The sequence below is a fragment of the Quadrisphaera setariae genome (assembly GCF_008041935.1).
In the GTDB taxonomy this organism is placed as follows: Bacteria; Actinomycetota; Actinomycetes; order Actinomycetales; family Quadrisphaeraceae; genus Quadrisphaera; species Quadrisphaera setariae.
The window spans coordinates 238,259-262,452 of the sequence record NZ_VKAC01000007.1 but is presented as its reverse complement, the minus strand read 5'-3'; the positions used below and the strand labels follow the sequence as shown (position 1 = coordinate 262,452).

At 75.2% G+C, this 24,194-nt stretch carries 20 protein-coding genes and 1 pseudogene; 16 read left to right on the top strand and 5 right to left on the bottom strand.

Features of this window, described 5'->3' with window-relative positions:
- Positions 1-39 precede the first annotated feature (39 nt).
- On the top strand, positions 40-1,191 hold the full coding sequence (locus FMM08_RS13535; protein ID WP_147926885.1) for an alpha/beta hydrolase: 1,152 nt from the start codon (positions 40-42) through the stop codon (positions 1,189-1,191).
- A gap of 11 nt (positions 1,192-1,202) precedes the next feature.
- Complete coding sequence (locus FMM08_RS13530; RefSeq protein ID WP_187279748.1) at positions 1,203-1,910, top strand: IMP cyclohydrolase; 708 nt, start codon at positions 1,203-1,205, stop codon at positions 1,908-1,910.
- Positions 1,911-1,935: 25 nt separating this feature from the next.
- Here FMM08_RS13530 and ypfJ read toward each other — a convergent pair whose 3' ends face one another.
- Genes ypfJ through FMM08_RS13515 form a run of 3 tightly spaced genes read right to left on the bottom strand, consistent with a single transcriptional unit; the run spans position 1,936 to position 5,321 of the window.
- Positions 1,936-2,829 (bottom strand): KPN_02809 family neutral zinc metallopeptidase, encoded by an 894-nt coding sequence (ypfJ, locus tag FMM08_RS13525; protein WP_147926883.1) that lies wholly within the window; start codon positions 2,827-2,829, stop codon positions 1,936-1,938.
- Between the two features lie 40 nt (positions 2,830-2,869).
- Positions 2,870-4,258, bottom strand: coding sequence for a 4-aminobutyrate--2-oxoglutarate transaminase (gabT, locus tag FMM08_RS13520; protein WP_147926882.1), 1,389 nt, complete (start codon positions 4,256-4,258; stop codon positions 2,870-2,872).
- A gap of 10 nt (positions 4,259-4,268) precedes the next feature.
- The gene (locus FMM08_RS13515) at positions 4,269-5,321 is read right to left on the bottom strand and encodes a lysylphosphatidylglycerol synthase transmembrane domain-containing protein (protein WP_187279747.1); all 1,053 of its coding nucleotides are present in this window, start codon (positions 5,319-5,321) and stop codon (positions 4,269-4,271) included.
- Between the two features lie 32 nt (positions 5,322-5,353).
- Between FMM08_RS13515 and dxr the strand changes: the two genes are divergently transcribed.
- The 8 genes from dxr to FMM08_RS13475 all read left to right on the top strand — a co-directional run bounded on the left by dxr (position 5,354) and on the right by FMM08_RS13475 (position 15,323).
- The gene (dxr, locus tag FMM08_RS13510) at positions 5,354-6,550 is read left to right on the top strand and encodes a 1-deoxy-D-xylulose-5-phosphate reductoisomerase (RefSeq protein WP_222710751.1); all 1,197 of its coding nucleotides are present in this window, start codon (positions 5,354-5,356) and stop codon (positions 6,548-6,550) included.
- Between the two features lie 15 nt (positions 6,551-6,565).
- Positions 6,566-7,948 (top strand): M50 family metallopeptidase, encoded by a 1,383-nt coding sequence (locus FMM08_RS13505; protein ID WP_147926879.1) that lies wholly within the window; start codon positions 6,566-6,568, stop codon positions 7,946-7,948.
- 54 nt (positions 7,949-8,002) lie between these two features.
- Positions 8,003-9,166 carry a flavodoxin-dependent (E)-4-hydroxy-3-methylbut-2-enyl-diphosphate synthase gene (gene ispG / locus FMM08_RS13500; RefSeq protein WP_147926878.1) on the top strand — a complete coding sequence of 388 codons (1,164 nt, stop codon included), beginning with the start codon at positions 8,003-8,005 and terminating at the stop codon, positions 9,164-9,166.
- A 125-nt stretch (positions 9,167-9,291) separates the two neighbouring features.
- Positions 9,292-10,164 (top strand): GNAT family N-acetyltransferase, encoded by an 873-nt coding sequence (locus FMM08_RS13495; protein ID WP_147926877.1) that lies wholly within the window; start codon positions 9,292-9,294, stop codon positions 10,162-10,164.
- 101 nt (positions 10,165-10,265) lie between these two features.
- Entirely contained in the window at positions 10,266-11,588 is a 1,323-nt protein-coding gene (locus tag FMM08_RS13490; RefSeq protein WP_147926876.1) for a uracil-xanthine permease family protein, read from the top strand.
- A 162-nt stretch (positions 11,589-11,750) separates the two neighbouring features.
- Positions 11,751-12,641 carry a type IV toxin-antitoxin system AbiEi family antitoxin domain-containing protein gene (locus FMM08_RS13485; protein ID WP_147926875.1) on the top strand — a complete coding sequence of 297 codons (891 nt, stop codon included), beginning with the start codon at positions 11,751-11,753 and terminating at the stop codon, positions 12,639-12,641.
- A gap of 95 nt (positions 12,642-12,736) precedes the next feature.
- Positions 12,737-14,530, top strand: coding sequence for a proline--tRNA ligase (locus tag FMM08_RS13480; RefSeq protein WP_147926874.1), 1,794 nt, complete (start codon positions 12,737-12,739; stop codon positions 14,528-14,530).
- 4 nt (positions 14,531-14,534) lie between these two features.
- Entirely contained in the window at positions 14,535-15,323 is a 789-nt protein-coding gene (locus tag FMM08_RS13475; RefSeq protein WP_147926971.1) for a TSUP family transporter, read from the top strand.
- A gap of 63 nt (positions 15,324-15,386) precedes the next feature.
- On the opposite strand, the gene FMM08_RS13470 is transcribed toward FMM08_RS13475, so the two are convergent.
- A complete protein-coding gene (locus tag FMM08_RS13470; protein ID WP_147926873.1) occupies positions 15,387-16,466 on the bottom strand; it encodes a DUF4439 domain-containing protein in 1,080 nt (359 codons plus the stop codon).
- A gap of 151 nt (positions 16,467-16,617) precedes the next feature.
- Here FMM08_RS13470 and rimP point away from each other — a divergent pair, with 151 nt between their 5' ends.
- The 6 genes from rimP to rbfA all read left to right on the top strand — a co-directional run bounded on the left by rimP (position 16,618) and on the right by rbfA (position 22,572).
- Positions 16,618-17,178 carry a ribosome maturation factor RimP gene (rimP, locus tag FMM08_RS13465; protein WP_147926872.1) on the top strand — a complete coding sequence of 187 codons (561 nt, stop codon included), beginning with the start codon at positions 16,618-16,620 and terminating at the stop codon, positions 17,176-17,178.
- Position 17,179: 1 nt separating this feature from the next.
- Positions 17,180-18,193, top strand: a complete 1,014-nt coding sequence (gene nusA, locus FMM08_RS13460; RefSeq protein WP_147926871.1) for a transcription termination factor NusA — start codon at positions 17,180-17,182, stop codon at positions 18,191-18,193.
- 24 nt (positions 18,194-18,217) lie between these two features.
- Positions 18,218-18,577 (top strand): YlxR family protein, encoded by a 360-nt coding sequence (locus tag FMM08_RS24140; protein ID WP_147926870.1) that lies wholly within the window; start codon positions 18,218-18,220, stop codon positions 18,575-18,577.
- An 88-nt stretch (positions 18,578-18,665) separates the two neighbouring features.
- The gene (infB, locus tag FMM08_RS13450) at positions 18,666-21,629 is read left to right on the top strand and encodes a translation initiation factor IF-2 (protein WP_147926869.1); all 2,964 of its coding nucleotides are present in this window, start codon (positions 18,666-18,668) and stop codon (positions 21,627-21,629) included.
- A gap of 92 nt (positions 21,630-21,721) precedes the next feature.
- The gene (locus FMM08_RS13445) at positions 21,722-22,012 is read left to right on the top strand and encodes a DUF503 domain-containing protein (RefSeq protein ID WP_147926868.1); all 291 of its coding nucleotides are present in this window, start codon (positions 21,722-21,724) and stop codon (positions 22,010-22,012) included.
- Between the two features lie 41 nt (positions 22,013-22,053).
- Positions 22,054-22,572 carry a 30S ribosome-binding factor RbfA gene (rbfA, locus tag FMM08_RS23695; protein ID WP_147926867.1) on the top strand — a complete coding sequence of 173 codons (519 nt, stop codon included), beginning with the start codon at positions 22,054-22,056 and terminating at the stop codon, positions 22,570-22,572.
- Between the two features lie 41 nt (positions 22,573-22,613).
- Here rbfA and FMM08_RS13435 read toward each other — a convergent pair.
- Positions 22,614-23,822, bottom strand: a pseudogene (locus tag FMM08_RS13435) (EAL domain-containing protein); the annotation flags it as partial.
- Positions 23,823-24,194 lie beyond the last annotated feature (372 nt).

Sequence of the window (24,194 nt, the reverse complement as noted above, 5' to 3'; positions counted from 1 at the left end):
GATCCAGCGTCCTCACAGCCCGCTCACGAGGATGGTCGTGTGAGCCTCACAGGGTCCTTGCTGCAGTTCGGCAGCATCATCGCCGCAGCGGCGGCGTTCGTCGTCGTCGTCCTCCTCTGGGGCCGTCTGGCGCGTCGCGGGGCCGTGGCGGTGGTGGCCCGCGGTGCGGCGCTCCTGGGCGTCAACGCGCTCGTCGTCTTCGCGATGCTGATCTCCGCGAACGACCACTTCGCCTTCTACAGCGGCTGGAACGACCTGGTCGGGGCCAACGCCGACGCGGTCGTGAGCACCAAGGGGGCCAGCCGCGGCACCGAGACGAAGGCGCAGGCCAACGCCCTGCTCGCCGGCACCACCAAGCCCACCGGACCGCGCGGCACCCCTGTCGACGGCTACGGGGACCGGGTCCAGCAGCTGACCGTCACCGGAGCGTCCGGCGTCACGAGCACCGCGCTCGTGGTCCTCCCGCGGGGGTACGACGACCCGTCCCAGGCCTCCACCACCTACCCCGTCGTCGTGGCCCTGCACGGCTACCCGGGCAGCCCCAAGCAGTGGCTCACCGCCCTGGACGTGCGCCCCGCCGTGGAGGTGGCGGTCAAGTCGGGCCAGATGGCCGACCCGATCGTCGTCATCCCCGACCTCGGCATCCCCGCCGGCCGCGACAACGAGTGCCTCAACGGTCCGCAGGGGCAGCCCCAGGTGGAGACCTGGCTCAGCAGCGACCTGCCGAAGGCGGTCGAGGCGAGCTACCGCGCTCGCACCAGCCCGCAGGCGTGGGCGGCCATGGGCTTCTCCATGGGCGGCTGGTGCGCCGCCGAGCTGACGATGCTCCACCCGCAGCAGTACGGCGCGGGCATCGTCATGGGCGGCTACTTCCGCTACGAGCCGGGCAGCGGCTACGTCCCCTTCCCCAAGAACAGCCCCGAGGCGCAGGCGCACGACCTCGTCGCCGTGGCCGCCAAGAACCCGCCCGCGGTGTCGCTCTTCGTGGCCTCCAGCCAGGACGACCCCGAGAGCTGGCCCACGACCAAGGCCTTCCTCGCGGCGGCCAAGGCGCCGATGTCGGTGACCTCGCTCATCGCCAAGACCGGCGGCCACCGCAGCGACGTGTGGGCCGCGCAGATGCCGCAGGCCCTGGCGTGGCTGGGCAAGACGGCGCCGGGCTTCGCGCCGACCGGCACGCCGCAGCCGTAGCCTGGGGCGTCGTGGAGACCGCAGCGCAGAACGCGCTCCCGACCGTCGGCGCCGTCCTCGTCGCCCGCCCCTACCCCGGGCGCGGGCTGCTCCTGGCGCGCACGGCGGACGGCGAGCTGGGGGTCGTGTACTTCCTCACCGGTCGCAGCGAGGGCTCGCGCGCCCGGGCGCTGCGCGTCCTGGACGGCGGTGACGTCGCCGTGGAGGACACCTCGGCCGGTCCCCACGACGCCCTGCGCCACTACGTGGCCGTCGCCCGCCGGGGGAGCCGCCTCGTGGTCGGCAACGGAGACCAGGTCGTCCCGATCGCCGAGGCCCTCGACGCGGGACAGCCGGTGCACGTGGCCTGGGCGGCGCACAGCTACGAGCCCGACCCGCCGATCTGCACCTCCCGCATCTGGGTGGTCTGCGACGACGACGACGACGCCGACGGCGTGCTCGGCGTCGCCAAGCGGAGCGCCCGGGGCGGCGACGGCACCGACAGGCTGCTGTGGTCGGTCGGTGCCCTCGGCGCCGGCACCGCCGTCGTGATGACCACCTACGACGGCGGCGTGCAGGACGTGCGCTCGACCGCCGCCCCGGTGGACGCGGCGGCGCCGGCGGCCTCCCTCGCGGACCTCCTCGACGGGGTGTGGGAGGCGCTCGACCCGGCCCTGCGGGTGGCCGCGCTCGCCGTGCCCCTGAGGCGGGCGGGAGCCGCGCCGCTGCTGCGCGCGTGACCCCGGCCGCGCGCGGCGCCGCTCGCTAGAGCTGGGCCGAGCTCGTGTCGCAGGCCGCGGGGTCGCCCGAGTCGTAGCCGGTCGAGAACCACCGCTGCCGCTGCTCGGCCGTGCCGTGCGTGTACGTCTCGGGGTCGGTGCGGCCGGTGGCGGTCTCCTGGATCCTGTCGTCGCCGACGGACGCCGCCGCCGACAGCGCGTCGGAGACGTCGGTCGGCGTGAGCGGCTGCAGCAGTGGCCGGCCGGTGTCCGGGTCCGGAGTGCTCGTCGCGTGGTGCGCCCACACCCCGGCGAAGCAGTCGGCCTGGAGCTCGCTGCGCACGGCCGCGGACTCCGCACCGGCGCGGTCGCCCTGGACGGCGGCGAGCAGGCCCTGCTGGTCCTGGACGGCGTGCCCGAACTCGTGCGCCACGACGTACTCCTGCGCGAGCGGTCCGCTGCTCGCGCCGAACCTGTCGGTGAGCTCCTGGAAGAACGCGGTGTCGAAGTACGCCGTCCGGTCTCCCGGGCAGTAGAACGGCCCGACCTCGCTCGTGGCGTCCCCGCAGGCCGTGCCCACCGCGCCCGTGAAGAGGACCAGCTCGGGCTCGCGGTACTCACCGGGCAGCAGCTGGCCCCACACGGCGTCGAGCGACTCGGCGGTGGCGATGACGCGGCAGTCGACGTCCTCGTTGGCCGCCTGCCCCGACGTGCACTCGGGGAACGCCTGGCGCCCGTCGACGGCCTGCGCCTGCTGGCTGCCGCCGCCCGAGCTCGCCTGCTGCCCTCCCACCACGCCGGACAGGTCCAGGCCGAAGTAGGCGCCCACGAGGAGGATGAGCAGGCCGCCGAGGCCTCCGCCCACGGCGACACCGCGCCGCCCTCCGCCGCCGCGCGAGGCGCGGCCGGGGTCGATCCTGCCGCCGGGGTCGAACGTCACGCCCGGCAGCCTGGACCCGCGCGGCCCCGGCCGCCAGCGGTCAGCCGGCGAGGGCCGTCAGCACCGCCGTCTCGAGCACGTCCAGGGCGTCGTCCAGGAGCGCCGGCTCGATGGTCAGCGGCGGCAGGAAGCGCAGCACGTTGCCGTACGTGCCGCAGGTGAGCGTGACCACGCCGGCGGCGTGGCAGGCGGCGCTGATCGCGGCGGCGCCCGCGGCGTCGGGCTGGATCGTGGCGGCGCCGCCCTCGGTCTTCACCACCTCGATCGCCAGCATCGCCCCGCGGCCGCGCACGTCGCCGATACCGGGCCGCTGGTCCTGCAGCGCGCGCAGGCGCGCGACCATCCGCTCCTCGATGGCGCGGGCCGCGCCGACCAGGTCGAGGTCGGCCATCGCCTCCAGCGCGCCCAGCGCCGCGGCGCAGGCGACGGGGTTGCCGCCGTAGGTGCCGCCCAGGCCGCCGGAGTGCACCGCGTCCATCGCGTCGGCCCGGCCGACCACCGCGGCCAGCGGCAGCCCCCCGGCGACGCCCTTGGCGATGGTCATGAGGTCGGGACGGACGCCCTCGCGCTCGCAGGCGAAGACGTCACCGGTGCGCGCGAACCCCGTCTGCACCTCGTCGGCGACGAACAGCGCGCCGTTCTGGCGGCACCACGCGGCCAGTGCGGGCAGGAACCCGGGGGCCGGCTCCACGAACCCGCCCTCGCCCTGGACGGGCTCGATGACGACGCAGGCGACCTGGTCTGCGCCGACCTGCGCCTCGATGACGGAGATGGCGCGGGCCGCAGCCTGCTCACCGGTCATGCCCTGGGGGTCGCGGAAGGGGTAGCTCATCGGGGCGCGGTAGACCTCGCCGGCGAAGGGGCCGAAGCCCTTCTTGTAGGGCATGGCCTTGGCGGTCATGGCCATCGTGAGGTTGGTGCGGCCGTGGTAGGCGTGGTCGAAGACGACGACGGCGTCGCGCCCGGTGGCGTGCCGGGCGATCTTGACGGCGTTCTCGACCGCCTCGGAGCCGGTGTTGAACAGCGCGGCCTTGGCGGGACCCTCGATCGGGGCCAGCCGCACCAGCGCCTCGCACACCGCCACGTACTCCTCGTACGGGGTGACCATGAAGCAGGTGTGGGTGAAGTCGGCGACCTGCGCCTGCACGCGCTCCACCACGCGCGGCTGGGCGTGGCCCACGTTGACCACGGCGATGCCCGCGCCCAGGTCGACGAGCTGGTTGCCGTCCGCGTCGAGCAGCACGGCACCCTCGGCGCGCTCCACGAACACCGGCAGGGTCGAGCCGACGCCCTTGCTCACCGCCGCGAGGCGGCGCTCCTGCAGAGCCCTCGAGCGCGGACCGGGGACCTCGGTGACGAGCCGGCGGACCTGCTCGAGCGGCTCGCGGGAGGTGCCGGTGGACGTGCGGGGGTCGGCCGTGGCGGTCATGGCGGCCAGGCTAGGCCTGGCGGCGCCGCCGGTGCAGCCCCCACAGCACCCAGCCGGCGCCTCCGACCAGGCCCAGGCTCACCGCCCGGTAGAGGACGTCGGCGGCAAGGGCCTCGCCAGGCGTCGCCCCCGCCGCGACCAGGCCGACGGTGAGGGCCGCGTCCACCACGCCCAGGCCCGCGGGCACCAGCGGGAACGACGCCGCGGCCATCGCCGCCGTGTAGGCGAGCAGCACGTGCTCGGGACGCAGGCCGTCCAGGCCGGCGGCCGTGCAGCACAGCCACAGCGCCGTCGCGTCGAGCACCCAGTTGGCCACCGCGCCCGCCCCCGCCCACACCCAGGTGGTGGGGCGGACCCGCACGGCCGCGAGGCCGTGCAGGCCCTCGTGCACCCGGTGCAGCGCGGCGCCCGTGCGCGGGCGGCGGCCCGACAGGCGGGCCAGCCCGGCGGTGGTGACGTCGTGGAGCGTCGAGGTCCACGCGCGGTGGGCGCCCAGCACCCGCGCCGCCACCACGACGACGACGAACACCCCGGCCGCCGCCAGCACGTGCCCCAGGTCGCCGCGTGCGCCGGTCCACACGCCGCCGGCCGCGCCGAGCAGGGCCAGCGCCGCCGACGACAGCACCCCGCTGACCGCGATGACCCAGGTGGCGGTCGGCCGGGGAGCGCCCAGGGCGGTCATCCGGGAGAAGTTGTGCGCGGTGGAGAACACCGGACCGCCGGGCAGGGAGATGCTCAGCGAGTGGGCCTCGAAGGCCAGCGAGGTGGTGGGCCAGCCGCGGGCCGACCGCCGGGGCACCCCCGCGCCGAGCAGGAGCCGCCGCTGCATCACCGCGTAGGCGACCATCGACGCCAGGTCGACCACCGCGGCCAGGCCCAGCGCCCACCAGACCGGGTCGCTCACCGCGCGGAGCGCGCGGAGCACGTCGCGGCGACCGGCCACCAGCTCCACCACCACCACGCCCAGGAGCAGCACCACCAGCGCCCACCGGGCGAGGCGCCACCACGAGGCGGCGGGCCGCGCTGCGGCGGCTCCGTCGGAGGCGGTGGCCGTGCTGCTCATCGCCCCCATCATCGGCGCGCGAGGATGGGGACGTGAGCAGCGCGCGCGACGTCGTCCTCCTGGGCTCCACCGGATCGATCGGCACGCAGGCCGAGGACGTCGTCGCCAGCGCTCCCGACAGGTTCCGCGTGGTGGCGGTCGCCGCGGGCGGCTCCGACCCGGGGCGGCTGCGCCAGCTGGCGGAGCAGGCGGTCCGGCTCGACGTGCAGGCGGTCGGCGTGGCCGACGCCTCCGCGGAGGGCGCGCTGCGCGACCACCTGGCCTCCGCGGCGCGGACGGCCGGGCGCGCCGGCTGGGCGCCGGAGGTGCTCGCCGGGCCGGAGGCGGCCGTCGAGCTGGCCCGCCGTCCCGCCGACGTCGTCCTCAACGGCATGACGGGCTCGGTGGGCCTGCGGCCCACGCTCGCGGCCCTGGAGGCGGGCACCACCCTGGCGCTGGCCAACAAGGAGTCGCTGGTGGTGGGCGGGCCGCTGGTCACGGCGCTGGCCGCCCCCGGCCAGGTGGTCCCGGTCGACTCCGAGCACTCCGCCATCGCCCAGTGCCTGCGGGGCGGGTCCGCCGCGGAGGTGCGACGGCTGGTCCTCACCGCCTCCGGCGGGCCGTTCCGCGGGCGCTCGCGCGCCTCCCTGGCCGACGTCACGCCCGAGCAGGCGCTGGCCCACCCGACGTGGGCGATGGGCCCGGTGGTCACCACCAACTCCGCGACCATGGTCAACAAGGCGCTCGAGGTGGTGGAGGCGCACCTGCTCTTCGGGATCCCGCTGGAGCGCGTCGACGTCGTCGTCCACCCGCAGTCGGTGGTGCACTCCATGGTGGAGTTCACCGACGGCTCGACCCTCGCCCAGTGCTCACCCCCGGACATGCGCCTGCCGATATCCCTGGGCATGGGGTGGCCGGACCGGGTGGAGCGCGCCGACTACGGCATCGACTGGAGGCAGGCCACCACGTGGACCTTCGAGCCGCTCGACGAGGAGGCCTTCCCCGCAGTGGCCCTCGCGCGGGCCGCCGCGACCACGGGCGGTACCGCGCCGGCGGTCTTCAACGCCGCGAACGAGGAGTGCGTCGCCGCGTTCCTCGGCGGAGGGCTGCCGTTCCTGGGCGTCGTGGACACCGTCGCCCGCGTGGTGGGGGAGCACAGCGCGCTCCCAGGTGAGGGGCTGACGGTGGACGACGTGCTGGCGGCAGAGGGCTGGGCGCGCACGCGCGCCCGCGAGCTGGTGGGGGTCTGAGCGGTGGGTGAGGTCGTGGCGTGGGTCGTCGGCGTCGGGGTGTTCGTCCTCGGGCTGGGGATCTCCATCGCCCTGCACGAGGTGGGGCACCTGCTGCCCGCCAAGCGCTTCGGAGTGAAGGTGACGCAGTACATGGTCGGCTTCGGGCCGACGCTGTGGTCCCGCCGGCGCGGTGAGACCGAGTACGGCGTCAAGGCGATCCCGCTCGGCGGCTACGTGCGGATGGTCGGCATGTACGCGCCGCTCACCGCCGTGGTGGAGGAGCGCGTCGACGACGAGGCGCGCGCCCTCGAGGGAGACGCCGCTGCCGCTGGACGGGTGCGCCGGCAGCGGCGCCAGGGCCCGTTCGCGCAGATGGCCGCCGACGCCCGCGCCCAGGCCGCCGAGGAGGTCGTGCCCGGGGAGGAGCACCGCTCCTTCCACCGCCTGCCCGTGGGCAAGCGGGTCGTCGTCATGCTCGGCGGCCCCGTGGTCAACCTCGTCATCGCGACGGTGCTGCTCGGCGCCTACATCACGACCACGGGCCTGCCCCAGACCACGCCCGTGGTGAGCTCGGTCTCGCAGTGCGTGCTGCCCGCCGGCAGCGGGCAGACCGAGTGCGCCCCGGGCGACCCCGCCAGCCCGGCCGCCGAGGCGGGCCTGCAGCAGGGCGACCGGATCATCTCCGTCGACAGGATCGCCGCGGACGGTGACTGGACGCGCGTGCAGCAGGCCATCCGGGCCGCGGCCGACAGGACCGTGCCGATCGTCGTGGAGCGCGGCCGGCAGCAGCTCACCCTGCAGGCGCCCATCATCCCCAACCAGGTGGCGCGGGTGTCCTCCTCCGGTGCCGTCGAGACGGCGCCCGACGGCACCGTGCTCACCGACCGCGTGGGCTTCCTCGGCGTGACGCCGAGCGCCGAGGTGGTGCCCCAGCCGGTCACCGCCGTCCCGGGGTTCATGGTCGAGCAGACCTGGAGCGTCGCCAAGATCGTCCTGACGCTGCCGCAGCGCATGGTCGGGGTGGCCCAGGCCGCCTTCGGGGACGGCCCGCGCGACCCCAACGGGCCGATCGGCATCGTGGGCGTCGGTCGCCTCTCGGGGGAGATCGCGAGCAGCGACCTGTTCACGTCCACCGGGCAGCGCGTGGCCGCCATCGTGTCCGTGCTGGGCTCGCTCAACCTGGCGCTGTTCGTCTTCAACCTCGTGCCGCTGCTGCCGCTGGACGGCGGCCACGTGGCCGGGGCGCTGTGGGAGGGGGCCCGCCGCAAGGTGGCCTCCTGGCGCGGTCGCCCCGACCCCGGCCCGTTCGACCTCGCCAAGCTGCTGCCGGTCACCTACGCCGTCACGCTCGTGATCATCGCGATGTCGGGGCTGCTGCTGTACGCCGACGTGGTGAGGCCGATCACGCTGGGCTGATCCGCCCGCTGGTCCGCCACGAGCAGCACGGGAGCGGCGGGGGATACTGGTCGCATGGCATCGGTCCCGGTCAGCCTCGGCATGCCGAGCGTCAAGGAGGCGCCGCCCGTCCTGGCGCCGCGCCGCACCACCCGACAGATCAAGGTCGGCTCGGTGGGCGTCGGCAGCGAGTCGCCGGTGAGCGTGCAGTCCATGACGACGACGCCGACCACGGACATCAACGCCACGCTGCAGCAGATCGCGGAGCTCACCGCGTCGGGCTGCGACATCGTGCGCGTCGCGTGCCCCAGCCAGGACGACGCCGACGTCCTGCACATCATCGCCAAGAAGTCGCAGATCCCCGTGATCGCCGACATCCACTTCCAGCCGAAGTACGTCTTCACGGCCATCGAGGCCGGCTGCGCGGCCGTCCGGGTGAACCCCGGCAACATCCGCAAGTTCGACGACCAGGTCAAGGAGATCGCCCGCGCGGCGAAGGACCACGGCACGTCCATCCGCATCGGCGTCAACGCCGGGTCGCTCGACAAGCGGATCATGGACAAGCACGGCAGGGCCACCCCGGAAGCCCTCGTGGAGTCCGCGGTGTGGGAGGCCTCGCTCTTCGAGGAGCACGACTTCCACGACTTCAAGATCTCCGTGAAGCACAACGACCCGGTGGTCATGGTGCGCGCCTACGAGCTGCTCGCCGAGAAGGGCGACTGGCCCCTGCACCTGGGCGTCACCGAGGCTGGGCCCGCCTTCCAGGGCACCATCAAGTCCGCCACGGCCTTCGGCGCGCTGCTGAGCCAGGGCATCGGCGACACCATCCGCGTCTCGCTCTCCGCACCTCCCGTGGAGGAGGTCAAGGTCGGCCTCCAGATCCTGCAGTCGCTCAACCTGCGCGAGCGCAAGCTGGAGATCGTCTCCTGCCCCTCCTGCGGGCGCGCCCAGGTGGACGTCTACACCCTCGCCGACCAGGTCACGGCCGGTCTGGAGGGCATGAGCGTGCCGCTGCGCGTCGCGGTCATGGGCTGCGTCGTGAACGGCCCGGGCGAGGCCCGCGAGGCCGACCTCGGCGTCGCCTCCGGCAACGGCAAGGGCCAGATCTTCGTCAAGGGGCAGGTCATCAAGACCGTCCCCGAGCACGACATCGTCGCGACGCTGATCGAGGAGGCCAACCGCCTGGCCGCCGAGATGGGCGAGGTCGAGGGCGCCGCGCCGTCCGTCTCCGTCGGCTGACCAGCCGCCTGACCTCCCGCTCGACAGGGCTGCTCATCGGCTGGTGGCGGGCTGGTGGCGGGCTGGGCGGGCCGAACGGGAACCTCCCCGCTCGCGACCGCCCGGCAGACCGGCAGGATGCCGCTGTGTTCCGCAGCCCGCTGCGCGTCCTCGACGACGCCGACCGCGCCGACGTCCTCGCGCTGTGCGCGCAGGACCCGGTGGCGAGCATCTTCGTCACCAGCCGCGTCGCTGCGGTCGGCGCCGCGCCCGCGCGGCTGGGCGGGCAGCTGTGGGGCTGGGGAGGTCCTGGACGCCTGAGCGCCATCTGCTGGGACGGCGCCAACCTCGTCCCCGTGCTGAGCCCCTCGCTGGCGCCTGCCGAGCAGGCGCTCGCGCTGGACGCCTTCGCCGCCCGCGCCCGTCGTGTCGGGCGCCGCTGCTCGTCCCTGGTCGGCTCCGCCCCCGACGTCCTCGGGCTGTGGGAGCGGCTCCAGGGCAGCTGGGGCCCCGCCCGGGACGTGCGCCCCGACCAGCCGCTCATGGCCATCCGCACACCGCCGCTGGTGGCCCCCGACACCGCGGTCCGGCGCGCCACCACCGACGACCTCGACGTGCTGGTGCCCGCGTGCATCGCCATGTTCACCGAGGAGGTCGGCTACTCGCCGACCGCCGGTGACGGCGGTGCCACCTACCGCCGCCGCGTGGAGGAGCTCGTGGCCGCCGGCCGCTCCTACGTGCGCATCGAGGGCACCGGGAGCTCGCGCGAGGTGGTCTTCAAGGCCGAGCTCGGCGCCGTGGCCCCCGGGGTCGCGCAGGTGCAGGGCGTCTGGGTGCACCCCGAGCACCGCGGCCGCGGGATCGCCGAGCCGGGCATGGCCGCCGTCGTCCTGTCCACCCAGGTGGCCGGCTACCCGGTGGTGAGCCTCTACGTCAACGACTACAACACCCGCGCCATGCGCGCCTACGAGGCGGTCGGGTTCGAGAGGGTCGGCACCTTCGCCACCGTGCTGTTCTGAGCTGCACCCGGCCTGCTGGTCAGCGACGCCCTCCCGCAGCCACTACCGTCTGCTGGCCGCGCGGCACGGGCGGCGTCCAGCACGGGTGAGGGTGAGGGTTCGTGGCGAGCACGCGGGGGTTCTGGAAGCTGCACGGAGACGGGAGCGTCCCCGGCCCCGGGGCCGTGGTGGCCCCCGACGAGAGGCTCAGTTGGCCGCGGACGGTGGGCATCGGCGTCCAGCACGTGGTGGCGATGTTCGGGGCGACCTTCCTCGTGCCGCTCATCACCGGGTTCCCGCCGTCCACCACGCTGTTCTTCTCCGCTGTCGGCACGGCGCTGTTCCTGCTGCTCACGCGCGGCCGCCTGCCCAGCTACCTGGGTTCCAGCTTCGCGTTCATCGCGCCCATCAGCGCGGCGCAAGCCACCGGCGGGCCGGGCGCCGCTCTCGGCGGCGTCGTGCTCACCGGTGTGCTGCTGGCGCTGGTCGGCCTCGTGGTGCACCGCGCCGGCGCCGCGTGGATCGAGCGCCTGCTGCCGCCGGCGGTCACCGGGACCATCGTGGCGCTCATCGGGCTCAACCTGGCGCCCGCGGCGTGGACCAACGTCCAGGCCGGCCCCGTCACCGCCGTCGTGACGATCGCGGCGGTCGTGCTCGCGTCGGTGCTGTTCAGGGGGCTGCTCGGGCGGTTGTCGATCCTGCTCGGGGTGCTGGTCGGCTACCTGGTGGCCTGGCTGCGCGGCGAGGTCGACTTCTCGAAGGTGCGGGCCGCCGACTGGGTGGGCCTGCCGACGTTCTCCGCGCCCACCTTCGACGTCACCGTGCTCGCGGTCTTCGTGCCCGTGGTGCTGGTGCTGGTCGCGGAGAACGTCGGGCACGTCCGCTCCGTGGCCGCTCTCACCGGGCGCGACCTCGACCCGCTGACCGGCCGTGCGCTCATGGCCGACGGTCTCGCCACCACCCTCGCCGGGCTCGGCGGCGGCTCGGGCACGACCACGTACGCCGAGAACATCGGCGTCATGGCCGCCAGCCGCGTCTACTCCACGGCGGCCTACGCCGTGGCCGCCGCCACCGCCCTGCTGCTGTCGCTCAGCCCCAAGTTCGGGGAGGTCATCGCCAGCGTCCCCGCCGGGGTGCTCGGGGGCGCCGGCACGGTGCTCTACGGGCTCATCGGCGTGCTGGGCGCGCGGATCTGGGTGCAGGCCCGCGTCGACTTCTCCCGCCCCGCGGTCCTCACCAGCGCCGGCGTCGCGCTGATCATCGGCATCGCGAACTACACGCTGACCGTCGGCGACCTCACGCTCACCGGCATCGCGCTGGGCACGATCGCCGCCGTCGGCCTCTACCACCTCATGGCGGCGCTGGGCCGCTGGCGCGGCACCGACCCCGGCCCGTCTGAGCCTGCCACGCCCGCCTCGGCTCCCCGCCCCGACCTCGCCCGCTGACACCCGCTGACGACGTCCCGTCCAGCACGCCGGTCGCGTGACGCCGGACGTGCAGAAGTCCCTGTGGCCGGCCCCAGAGGGCGCATCGGCCGGGTTCTGCACGTCCGGCGACACCTGTGGACAAGATCCACAACTCCCGGTGCGCTCCGCCACGGTGATCACATGGACGTCGACGAGGTGTGCAGGGAGCTGTGGCGGCGCGGTGGCGTCGCCCTCCGAGCGGAGGTCGGGTGTGACTGGCGGGCGTTGGAGCGGGCGCTCGCCAGCGGCCGCGTGGTGCGTCTGGCACGGGGCACCTACGGGCTGTCCAGCGGGAAGGCGCCGCTGGCGGCCGCGGCAGCCGCCAGCGGTGTCGCCTCCCACGCCAGTGCGGCCCAGCTGTGGCTCATGGACCTGGTCACCGCGCCGCCGCTGCCGCACGTGACCGTGCCGCGCAACCGCAAGGCCACCGGCGGTCAGCTGGTGCGCCACTGGGCTGACCTCCCGCCCGACGACGTCGACGGCTGGGTCACCACGCCCCTGCGCACCGTCGTCGACTGCGCCCGGACCATGCCGTTCCCCGAGGCCCTGGCTGTCGGCGACTCGGCCCTGCGGCGCGGCCTGGTGAGCCGGGCCGACCTCCTCGACCGCGCGCAGGCCACGCACGGGGCGGGTCGCGCCGCCGTGCGGCGCGTCGCCGAGCACGCCTCCGAGCGTCCTGCCAATCCCTTCGAATCGGCGCTACGAGGCATCGCCCTCGACGCCGGCCTCACAGGCCTGCTGCCGCAGGTGTGGCTGGACGGCGAGTCCGGCAGCATCCGTCCCGACCTGATCGACCCGGCCCTGCGGCTCGTGGTCGAGGCGGACAGCTTCGAGTGGCACGGCCGGCGCTCCGCCCTCGCTGCTGACTGCCACCGGTACGACGAGCTGGTCGCCGACGGGTGGACGGTCCTGCGGTACGCGTGGGAGCAGGTGATGTTCGACCAGGCGTGGGTCTCGAGCACCTTGCAGCGGACCGCACGCCGGTGCGCTGTGACGGCCGACGTGCAGAAGTCGCTCAGCACGGCTGCCTGACCGCCCAGACGGGAGTTCTGCACGTCCGGCGTCACGGCGGTGCTGGCCTCCTCGGGACGCGCGGGCGGAGTGAGGGGCGGCACTAAGGTCGGGGGGTGCTGTTGAGGACCTCCACGCTGCTCCTGCGCACCCTGCGCGAGGACCCGGCCGACGCCGAGCTGGCCAGCCACAAGCTGCTCGTGCGCGCCGGCTACATCCGCCGCGCCGCCCCGGGCGGCTTCTCCTGGCTGCCGCTGGGCCTGCGGGTGCTCCGGAAGGTCGAGCGCATCGTCCGCGAGGAGATGGACGCCATCGGCGCCCAGGAGGTGCACTTCCCCGCGCTGCTGCCCAAGGAGCCCTACGAGGCGACCGGCCGGTGGGAGGAGTACGGCCCCAACCTCTTCAGGCTCCAGGACCGCCGCGGCGCCGACTTCCTCCTCGCGCCGACCCACGAGGAGATGTTCACGCTGCTGGTCAAGGACCAGTGCTCGTCCTACAAGGACCTCCCGCTGAGCCTGTACCAGGTCCAGACGAAGTACCGCGACGAGGCGCGGCCCCGCGCGGGCCTGCTGCGCGGCCGCGAGTTCGTCATGAAGGACAGCTACTCCTTCGACGTCGACGACGCCGGCCTGGAGAAGGCCTACCAGCGCCACCGCGAGGCCTACGTCCGCATCTTCGACCGCCTGGGCCTGGAGTACGTCATCGTCTCCGCGGTCTCCGGCGCGATGGGCGGCTCGGCCAGCGAGGAGTTCCTCCACCCCAGCCCGCAGGGCGAGGACACCTACGTCCGCTCCGCCGGCGGGTACGCCGCCAACGTCGAGGCCGTCACCACGGTCGCGCCCGAGCCGGTGAGGTGGGACGACGCACCCCCCGCCGTCGTCCGCGACACCCCGGACACCCCCACCATCGACACGCTGGTGGCGGTCTCCAACCAGCTGCACCCGCGCGAGGACCGTCCGTGGGAGGCCTCGGACACCCTGAAGAACGTCATCGTGCTGCTGCGCCACCCGGACGGCTCCACCGAGCCGCTGGCCGTCGGCGTGCCCGGTGACCGCGAGGTCGACGCGAAGCGCCTCGAGGCCGCGGTCTCGCCGGCCGCCGTCGAGCCGTTCGACGAGGCGCAGTTCGCCCAGCACCCCGAGCTGGTGAAGGGCTACATCGGCCCCGGCGGCCTGGGTCTGCGGCCCACCGGCGAGACCGGCGAGGACGGCCGGCCCGCCACCACCGGGATCCGCTACCTGCTCGACCCGCGCATCGCCCCCGGCACCGCGTGGATCACCGGCGCCGACCAGCCCGGCAAGCACGTCTACGGCCTCGTGGCCGGCCGCGACTTCACCGGCGACGGCACCATCGACGCCGCTGAGGTCCGTGACGGCGACCCCGCGCCGGACGGCTCCGGTCCGCTGGAGACCGCCCGCGGCATGGAGATGGGTCACATCTTCCAGCTGGGTCGCAAGTACGCCGAGGCCCTCGGCCTGCAGGTGCTCGACGAGAACGGCAAGCTCGTCACGGTCACCATGGGCTCCTACGGCGTCGGCGTCTCCCGCGCCGTGGCCGCCATCGCCGAGGCCGGCCACGACGAGCTGGGCCTGGTGTGGCCGCGCTCGGTCTCCCCGGTCGACGTGCACGTGGTCGTCGCGGGCAAGGACGCCGCGGTGGTCGAGGGCGGCGAGCGCCTCGCCGCCGAGCTCGTGGCCGCCGGCCTCGACGTGCTCCTGGACGACCGCCCCCGCGTCAGCCCGGGCGTGAAGTTCAAGGACGCCGAGCTCGTGGGCGTGCCGACCATCGTCACGGTGGGCAAGCGCCTGTCCGAGGGCGTGGTCGAGGTCCGCGACCGCGCCACCGGTGAGCGCACGGACGTGCCCGTCGGGGACGCCGCCCAGCACCTCGTCGCGCTCGTGCGCGGCTGACGCCCTGCTCGGGCTCGAGGGGCTGACCCCCGAGGTCTTCGCGCTGCTCCTGCTCGCCGCGCTCGCGGCCGGCTGGGTCGACGCGGTGGTGGGTGGCGGCGGGCTCGTCCAGCTGCCAGCCCTGCTGCTCGTGCCCGGCATCAGCCCGGTCCAGGCGCTCGCCACCAACAAGCTGGCGGGGTTCGCGGGGACGACGACGAGCGCCGTCACGTACGCCCGCCGCGTGCGGGTGGACCTGCGCACCGCCGTCCCCATGGCGCTGGTCGCGGGCCTGGCCGCGGCCGGGGGAGCGGCCCTGGCGCACTGGGTGCCGGCCGGTGCGCTGCGCCCGGTGGTGCTCGTGGCGCTGGTGGGCGTGGCGGCGTGGACCCTGCTGCGGCCGCCTCCGGCGGAGGCGGCGGCGCTGCGCTTCGACGGGCGCCGCCACACCGCGGCCGCCGCGGCGCTGGGAGGGCTCGTCGGGCTCTACGACGGTGCGCTCGGCCCGGGCACCGGCTCGTTCCTCGTGGCCGGGCTCGTCGGGCTCGGGTACGCCTTCCTGCCGGCCAGCGCCGTGGCGAAGGTCGTCAACGCCGCCACCAACCTCGGGGCGCTGGCGGTGTTCACCCTCGCCGGGTCCGTGGTGTGGGGGCTGGGCCTGTCCATGGCCGCCGCCAACGTGCTCGGCGGGTACCTGGGCGCCCGCACGGCCGTGGCCCGCGGCAGCGGCTTCGTGCGGGTGGTCTTCCTCGTCGTGGTGGGTGCGCTGGTGCTGCGGCTCGGCTGGCAGGTGCTCGAGCCCCTGCTCGGCTGACCCGTCCGGGTGGTCCGCGCGGCCGGTCCGTCCGCCGTGCCCCGCCTGGCCCCGGTGGGCGCGTCAGCGGCCTGACAGGCCGGGCAGCGCCACGAGGCCGGGCGTCCCCGCGGCCGTGCGCCACGAGTGCCAGCGCTGCGCCGCGAGCCGCAGCTGGTCCGCCGCGGCGTCGCGCCGCGCCCGGACCGCGGCGGCCACCACGTCGGCCCAGGCCGCGGCCGACGACCCCTCCAGCTGCTGCGCCAGGGCGAGCGCGCCGGCCGCGTCGGCGACGGGGGAGGGCAGCGCCCAGGCGGGCTGCGGGGCCGGCGGGGCGGCACCCAGGGCGAGCAGGTCGTCCCGCAGCTGCTCGACGAGGTCGGTGTGGACGCCCAGGGCGCTCACGGCCGCATCGCGCTGCGCCCCGGACAGCCGGACCGCGAGCACGCCGTAGCCGTACTGCGCCGCCTCCTCGACGGCGAGGGCGGCCACGAGCGCGCTCTGCTCACCGGACGCTGCGGCCGGCGTCGGGCTGGTGCCTGCCGACGGCGAGATCGGACCCGCTGCCGGTGAGGACGACGACGAAGGCGCCGCCGCGCCCTCCGGATCCGCGCCGGTGGCGGAGAGCACCCAGCTGCCCGCCACGTCGAGCCCGGCCGCCGCGCAGGCGAGCAGCCGCGCGGTCCCTCCGGCCACGTCGGCGAGGTCGGAGGAGGCCGTGGTGGCTGCGGCGGCGAGGAGCTGCGACACCTGCTGGACCCCTCGCCCGGCTCCCGGGGAGGAGGCGCCGGTGCTGGGCGGGGCGCTCCCGGGCGGGCTGCTCGTCGAGGTCGAGGTCGAGGTCGAGGTGGGGGCGCCGGTGGCGGGGGAGGTGGACGGCGCGGGCTCGCCCAGCGCGGTCAGCTGCTCGCCCAGCGCGGAGCGCAGCGGGCCGGCGAGCGCCTCGTCGAGGCCGCCGACCTGCGCCAGGACGGCGCTCACGGCCGCGGCAGCAGCCCGCACCGCCAGCTCGTCGGGGCCGGGGGGCGGGGTCGTGGGCGGCGGGTCGCCTCCGAGGGGCTGCACCCGCAGCCGCCCCCACGGTGTCGAGCAGCCGGCCAGCGCCGCGGCGGCGGAGGCGGACAGGGCAGCCAGCACGGCGCGCCGCGAGGGGGAGGTCGGCACGCCTGGTGATCCTGCCACCGCCGGACGGGGCCCGAGGCGCTCTGGGCACCCCCGCGCGGCGACTAGGGTTCTCGGGTCGCCGTCGTGCCCGGGCCCAGCCCGAGGCTGACCGCGCGATCGCTGCTCAGCCCTCGAGAACCCAGGAGTCCCGGTGCCAGCCCCCCAGGCCGTGCACGACCGCGTCGTCGCCGCCGTCCAGCCCGCCGTCACCAGCAGCGGCCTCGTGCTGGAGGAGGTCGAGCTCGCCCGCGCCGGTGCCCGCACCGTGGTCCGCGTGGTGGTCGACCTCCCCGACGACGCCGTGGGCGCGGTCTCCTCCGACCAGCTCGCCGCGGTCTCGCGCGCCGTCAGCGCCGCGATGGACTCCGTGGACGGCGTCCTCGGAGACCGGCCGTACGTGCTCGAGGTCGGTTCGCCCGGGGTGTCCCGTCCGCTCACCGAGCGGCGCCACTGGTCTCGGGCGCGCACCCGCCTCGTGGCGGTGCCGGTGGCGGGCGTCGCCACCACGGGCCGCGTGCTGGACGTCGACGACGAGGGCGTGCTGCTCGACGTGGACGGCGAGCAGCGCCGCGCGCCCTGGGAGCAGCTGGGCACCGGGCGCGTGCAGGTGGAGTTCGGCCGCTCCGCCCAGAGCGGCTCGGACGACGCCGACGACGCCGACGCCGACCTGGCCGACGACGCAGACGACGAGCTGGACGAGGACGAGGACTGACGTGGACATCGACATGGCGGCGCTGCGCGCCGTGGAGCGCGAGCGCGAGATCCCCCTCGAGGTGCTGGTGACGGCCATCGAGCAGGCGCTGCTCGTGGCCTACCACCGCACCGAGGGCTCCGAGCCCCGCGCGCGGGTGGAGCTCGACCGCAAGACCGGCCACGTGGTGGTGCTCGCCGCCGAGGTCGACGAGTCCGGGAAGGTGCTGCGCGAGTTCGACGACACCCCCAAGGACTTCGGCCGCGTGGCCGCCGGCACCGCGCGCCAGGTGATCTTCCAGCGCCTGCGGGCGGCTGAGGACGAGCAGGTGCTCGGGGCCTTCGCCGGCCGCGAGGGCGACGTCATCAGCGGCGTGGTCCAGCAGGGCCACGACCCCCGGCTGGTGCACCTGGAGGTGGGTGGCGTCGAGGCCTTCATGCCGCCCAGCGAGCAGGTGCCGGGGGAGACCTACGCGCACGGGCAGCGCCTGCGCGCCTTCGTCGTGTCGGTGCGCCGCACGCCCAAGGGCCCCGCGATCACCGTCTCGCGCACCCACCCCGACCTGGTCCGCGCGCTGTTCGCGCTGGAGGTGCCGGAGGTCGCCGACGGCACCGTGGAGATCATGGCGCTGGCCCGCGAGGCCGGGCACCGCACGAAGGTGGCCGTCCGCGCCACTCGTGCGGGCGTCAACCCCAAGGGTGCGTGCATCGGCCCGATGGGCGCCCGCGTGCGCGCCGTCATGACCGAGCTGCACGGCGAGAAGATCGACATCGTGGACTGGGACGACGACCCGGCCCGCTTCGTCGGCAACGCGCTGTCGCCGTCGCGCGTGGTGTCCGTGGAGGTGGTCGACGCCGCCGCCCGCGCCGCGCGCGTCGTCGTCCCCGACTTCCAGCTGTCCCTGGCGATCGGCAAGGAGGGGCAGAACGCCCGCCTCGCCGCTCGGCTGACCGGGTGGCGCATCGACATCCGCTCCGACGCCGAGACCACCCCCGGCGGGAACCGCGCGGAAGCCTCCGGGCGCCGGGAGCGTTAGACTGTGGGTGCCGGCCTCTCCGCCGTGCACCAGACCACCCTGCGCGCAGCTCGTCCTGAGCCGCAGCGGACGTGCGTCGGGTGCCGCCAGCGGGGTGACCGGTCGCGGTTGCTGCGCGTCGTCGCGGACCGGAGCGGAGGCCCATCGGTCCTCCTCCCCGATCCCGGTGCCCGGCTGCCGGGGCGGGGAGCCTGGTTGCACCCCGAGCCGGCCTGCCTGGACCTCGCGGAGCGCCGGCGTGCGTTCCCGCGGGCCCTGCGCCTACCGGGGCCGATCGACGCCGGTGCCGTCCGGGAGCACCTGCAGCAGCAGGCGGAACCACCGCACCACGAGCATTCCCAGTCCGACCGACCGACGAGAACCGAGAGCGGGTCATCACCCTGATGGGCATCCGATGAGCCTCCAGCGATGAGCACCCCCCAGTACTGACCACGGTCCGAGCCTCTCCGGCCCGGACCGGACGAGGAGAGATGTGGCAAAGGTCCGTGTGTACGAGCTCGCCAAGGAGTTCGGAGTAGAGAGCAAGGCGCTCATGTCCAGGCTGCAGGACATGGGTGAGTTCGTGAAGTCCCCCAGCTCGACCATCGAGCCGCCGGTCGTGCGCAAGCTGAAGTCGGAGTACGCCGCCGCCAACGGTGGTGGGTCCTCCGCCGCGGCGCCGTCCGCGCCCGCGCGCCAGGCACCGACGCCGGGAGCCGTGCGCCCCGGCCCGCGCGCTGCCGTCCCTGCGGCACCGTCGGCCCCCGCGCCCTCGGCGCCCTCCCCGGCGGCCAGCGCCCCCTCGGCCCCGGCGCCCAGCGCCCCGGCCGCCCCGCAGCCCGGGCCCGCCCGTCCGGCTGCCGCTCCGTCCCCGGCGTCACCCGCCGCTCCGGCTGCCCCGGTCCGCCCGGCGGCGGCCTCCGCGGCGCCCGCCGCCCCGAGCGCTCCGGCCCCGGGCCGTCCCGCTCCGGGCGGGTCGTCCCCGCGTCCGGGTGCTCCCGGTGCGCCGGCCGCGCCGGGTCGTCCCGGTCCTGGCGGCCAGGCTCCGCGGCCGGGGGCTCCCGGTGCCCCCGGCGGGGCCCGTCCCGGCGCCCCGGCGCGCCCGGGCAACAACCCCTTCGCGCCCAGCCAGGGCATGCGCGGTGGCGCTCCGCGTCCCGGCGCGCCCCGTCCGGGCAACAACCCCTTCGCGCCCAGCCAGGGCATGCGCACGGGCTCCCCGCGGCCGCAGGCCCCGGGTGGTCCGGCCGGTGCCCCCGGTGCCCCCGCCGCGGGTGCCGGCGACCGTCCGGGCGGCCCCCGTCCCGGCGGTCCCCGTCCGGGCGGTCCCCGTCCGAACCCCGGCATGATGCCGGGCCGCTCCAGCGTCGGCCGTCCGGGCGCCCCCGCCCGCGGCGGCGCTCCGGGCCGTCCCGGCGGCCCCGGTCGCCCGGGTGGTCCCGGTGGTGGCGGCGCTCCGGGTCGTCCCGGCGGTGGTCCCGCCGGTGGTGGCTTCGGCAAGGGCGGTCGCGGTCGCGGTGGCACGCAGGGCGCGTTCGGCCGCTCCGGCGGCCGTCCCGTCCGCGGGCGCAAGTCCAAGCGCGCGAAGCGCCAGGAGTTCGAGGCGATGCAGGCCCCGAGCGTCGGCGGTGTGCAGGTCCGCCGCGGTGACGGCACGACCGTCATCCGGCTGCGCCGCGGCGCCTCGCTGACCGACTTCGCCGAGCGCATCGACGCCAACCCCGCGTCGCTGGTGACGGTGCTGTTCCACCTCGGTGAGATGGCCACCGCCACGCAGTCCCTCGACGAGGACACCTTCCGCACCCTGGGTGCGGAGCTCGGCTACGACGTCCAGATCGTGTCGCCGGAGGACGAGGAGCGCGAGCTGCTCGCCGGCTTCGACATCGACCTCGACGCCGAGCTCGAGGCCGAGGACGACGACGACCTGGCGCCCCGTCCGCCGGTGGTCACGGTCATGGGCCACGTCGACCACGGAAAGACCAAGCTGCTCGACGCGATCCGCTCCACCGACGTGGTGGCGGACGAGGCCGGCGGCATCACCCAGGCGATCGGCGCGTACCAGGTGCGCACCGAGCACGAGGGTGAAGAGCGCGCCATCACCTTCATCGACACCCCGGGCCACGAGGCGTTCACCGCCATGCGCGCCCGCGGTGCGCAGGTGACGGACATCGCGATCCTCGTGGTCGCGGCGGACGACGGCGTGATGCCCCAGACGATCGAGGCCCTCAACCACGCGCAGGCCGCCGGCGTGCCGATCGTGGTGGCGGTCAACAAGGTCGACAAGGAGGGGGCGAACCCCGACAAGGTCATGCAGCAGCTGACCGAGTACAACCTGGTGGCCGAGCAGTACGGCGGCGACACCATGTTCGTGCAGATCAGCGCGCTGAAGCGCCAGGGCATCGACGACCTCCTCGAGGCCGTCCTGCTCACCGCCGACGCGGCGCTCGACATGCGGGCCAACCCCGACAAGGACGCCCGCGGCGTGGCCATCGAGGCCCACCTCGACAAGGGCCGCGGTCCCGTGGCCACCGTCCTGGTGCAGTCCGGAACCCTGCGCGTCGGCGACGCGATCGTGGCGGGCAACGGCTTCGGCCGCGTCCGCGCGATGCTCGACGAGCACGGGCAGCCGGTCGACGAGGCGACGCCCTCGCGGCCCGTGCTGGTGCTCGGCCTCACGGCCGTCCCCGGCGCCGGTGACACCTTCCTGGTGGCCCCGGACGACCGCACGGCCCGCCAGATCGCCGAGCGCCGCGAGTCGGCCGCCCGCGCCGCCAGCCTGGCGAAGCGCCGCAAGCGCATCAGCCTGGAGGACCTCAACGAGGCCCTGGCCGCCGGCAAGGTCGAGACCCTCAACCTCATCCTCAAGGGCGACGGGTCCGGCTCGGTCGAGGCACTGGAGGACGCGCTGCTCGGCATCGAGGTCAGCGACGACGTCGAGCTGCGGATCATCCACCGCGGCGTGGGTGCCATCACCCAGAACGACGTCAACCTGGCCACGGTCGACAACGCCGTGATCATCGGGTTCAACGTGCGTCCTGCCGAGCGCGTGGCCGACCTGGCCGAGCGCGAGGGCATCGACATGCGCTACTACTCGGTGATCTACCAGGCCATCGACGACGTCGAGCAGGCCCTGCGCGGCCTCCTCAAGCCGGAGTTCGAGGAGGTGCAGCTCGGCACCGCCGAGGTGCGCGAGGTGTTCCGCTCCTCCAAGTTCGGCAACATCGCGGGCTGCCTCGTGCGCAGCGGCACCATCCGCCGCAACACCAAGGCGCGCCTCACCCGCGACGGCGTGGTGGTCGGCAACGACCTCACCATCGAGTCGCTGCGGCGGTTCAAGGACGACGCGACCGAGGTCCGTGACGGCTTCGAGTGCGGTATCGGCCTGGGCAGCTTCAACGACGTCAAGGAGGGCGACGTCATCGAGACGTTCGAGATGCGGGAGAAGCCCCGCGTCTGACCCGTCATCACCGTGATCATGGGCGGTCGGCCACCTCAGGGTGGTCGGCCGTCCACGGTCACGGTCGGGTCTCCAGCGCGGAGCGGCACACCGTGTACGTAGGTGCTCTCGTGGTCGACCTGCTCCTGGGCGACGTCCACTCCCTCAAGCACAAGCGGGCCGTGGTGCGCCCGCTGCTCGCCCAGCTCAAGCGGCTGGAGGTCAGCGCCGCGGAGACCGGCCACCAGGACCTGCACCGCAGGGCCGAGCTGTCGGTGGGCGTCGTCGCCGGCGACGACGCCCACCGACAGCGGGTGCTGGACGCCGCCGAGCGGGTCGTCCTGGACGACCCGGAGGTGCAGCTCCTCTCCGCCCACACGATGATCCACAGCGACGACGACTGATCCGCTCCACCCGGGGCGGCACGAACCACCTGGAGGTAGCCGTGGCCGACCCGGCACGCGCCCGCAAGCTCGCCGACCGCATCAAGGTCGTCGTCGCCGAGACCCTCGAGCGCCGCATCAAGGACCCGCGCCTCGGCTTCATCACCATCACCGACGCCCGCGTCACCGGTGACCTGCAGCACGCGACGGTCTTCTACACCGTCTACGGCGACGACGAGGCGCGCGCCAGCACCGCTGCGGCCCTCGCCAGCGCCAAGGGCGTGCTGCGCTCGGAGGTGGGGCGGCGCACCGGGGTGCGGCTCACCCCGACCCTGGAGTTCATCCCCGACGCGCTGCCGGAGACCTCCGCGCACTTCGACGACGTGCTCGTGAAGACGGCTGCCCGGGACGCCGAGGTGGCCGCGCTGGCCACCGGTGCCAGCTACGCGGGCGAGGCCGACCCGTACCGCAAGCCCGTCGAGGACTCCGAGGACGGCGACGAGGACGAGGACGACGAGAGCGACGCCTCCGAGCAGGACTCCGACGGCGACGGCGCGCCCGTGGAGCCGTCGGCGCGCTGAGCGCTGGCGAGCAGCTCGGCGGCCCGCGCCGGGCGGCCGTGGAACGGCCCCTGGGCGAGGGGGCAGCCCAGGGCGGTGAGGAGGTCGGCCTGCTCGGCGCTCTCCACGCCCTGGGCCACGGCCACCAGGCCGAGGGACGAGCACACCGCCAGGAGCGACTGGAGCAGGGTCCTGCGGCGCGCTGAGGTGGTGGCGGTCGCCAGCAGGGACGGGTGCATGCGGAGGAAGTCGGCAGGCACCTCGTCGAGGCGGGTCACGGGAGAGCCGACGGCGCCGAAGCCGTCCACCGCCACGCGCACCCCCGCCTCGCGCAGGCGGTGCAGCGCGGCCACGGCTGCTCCCGATCCCACCTCCAGCACGTCCTCCGCGACGGAGACGACCGCGTGGTGCGGCGACCACCCGGCCTCGCCGAGGACCGCGAGCACTCCGTCGGCGTAGCCGGCGGTCACGAGCTCGCGACCCGAGGCGCCCACCACCAGGGCCAGGTCGTCACCCTGCTGCTGCCGCACCGCGGCGGCCTCCGCACACGCCGTGCGGAGCGCGAACGCCCCGAGCTCGGCGACCAGCCCCGTGCTCTCGGCGACGGCGAGGAGGTCGGCCGGGGCGATGCTGCCGCGCGAGGGGTGGTCCCACCGCACGACGGCCTCCACGGCCACCAGGGACCCATCACCGACCGAGACCACGGGGTCGAGCAGCACGTGCAGACCGCTGCCGGCGGGCGCCTCGAGGGCGGTGGCCAGGTCGCGTGACAGGTGCTGGCTGGCTGCGTCGCCGAGCACGACGCGGTTGCGACCGCCCTGCTTCGCCTCGTACAGGGCCGCATCGGCGCGGTGGAGGACGTCGCCCGTGCTCTCGCCGCCGAGGTGCCCGACGAGGCCGATGGACAGCGGGTGGCGAACCCTGGCGTGAGCGGCCCGGACCGCGGCAGCGGCGACGTCGTCGTCGAGGTGGGGGAGCAGCAGCACGAACTCGTCCCCGCCGGGACGACCGACCACGGTGGTGGGCGGGAGGGCGCGGCGCAGGTCCTGGGCGATGGCCCGCAGCAGGGCGTCGCCGCTGGCGTGCCCCTGGGAGTCGTTGACGGCCTTGAACCTGTCGACGTCCACGAGAGCCACCGCCAGCGGGGTGCCGGTGCGCTCGGCCTCGGTGAGCGCCGCGTCGAGGGCGTCGTCGACGCCGCGGCGGTTGAGCAGCCCGGTCAGCGGGTCGCGGCTGGCCTTGGAGGCCCGGTCGGCCAGGTCCCCGACCACCACGGCGATCGCCACGAGCACCACGAGCAGCGCGGCGGTGGTCCCGAGCGGGACGCCCCGGACGATCAGCGCCGTGGCGCCGGCGGTCAGCAGCAGGCCGAGCTGGGCGAGGGCGGGCCCGCCGGCGAAGTAGTAGTACACGTCGACGGCGACGAAGGTGAAGACGGCCGCGACCACGCACGCGGTGAGCGGGTCCGGCGCCGCGACCACGGCCACGGCGACGAGCAGCGAGCCCGCCGCCACGAGGGCGTGCACCCACGACAGCGGCAGCAGCGAGCCCCACCGCAGCACGGCGGCGCCTGTGACCAGTGCGGTGGCCGCGGCCGCGAAGAGCACCAGCGACCCGGCGGGGTCGTCGAGGGCGCCCAGGAA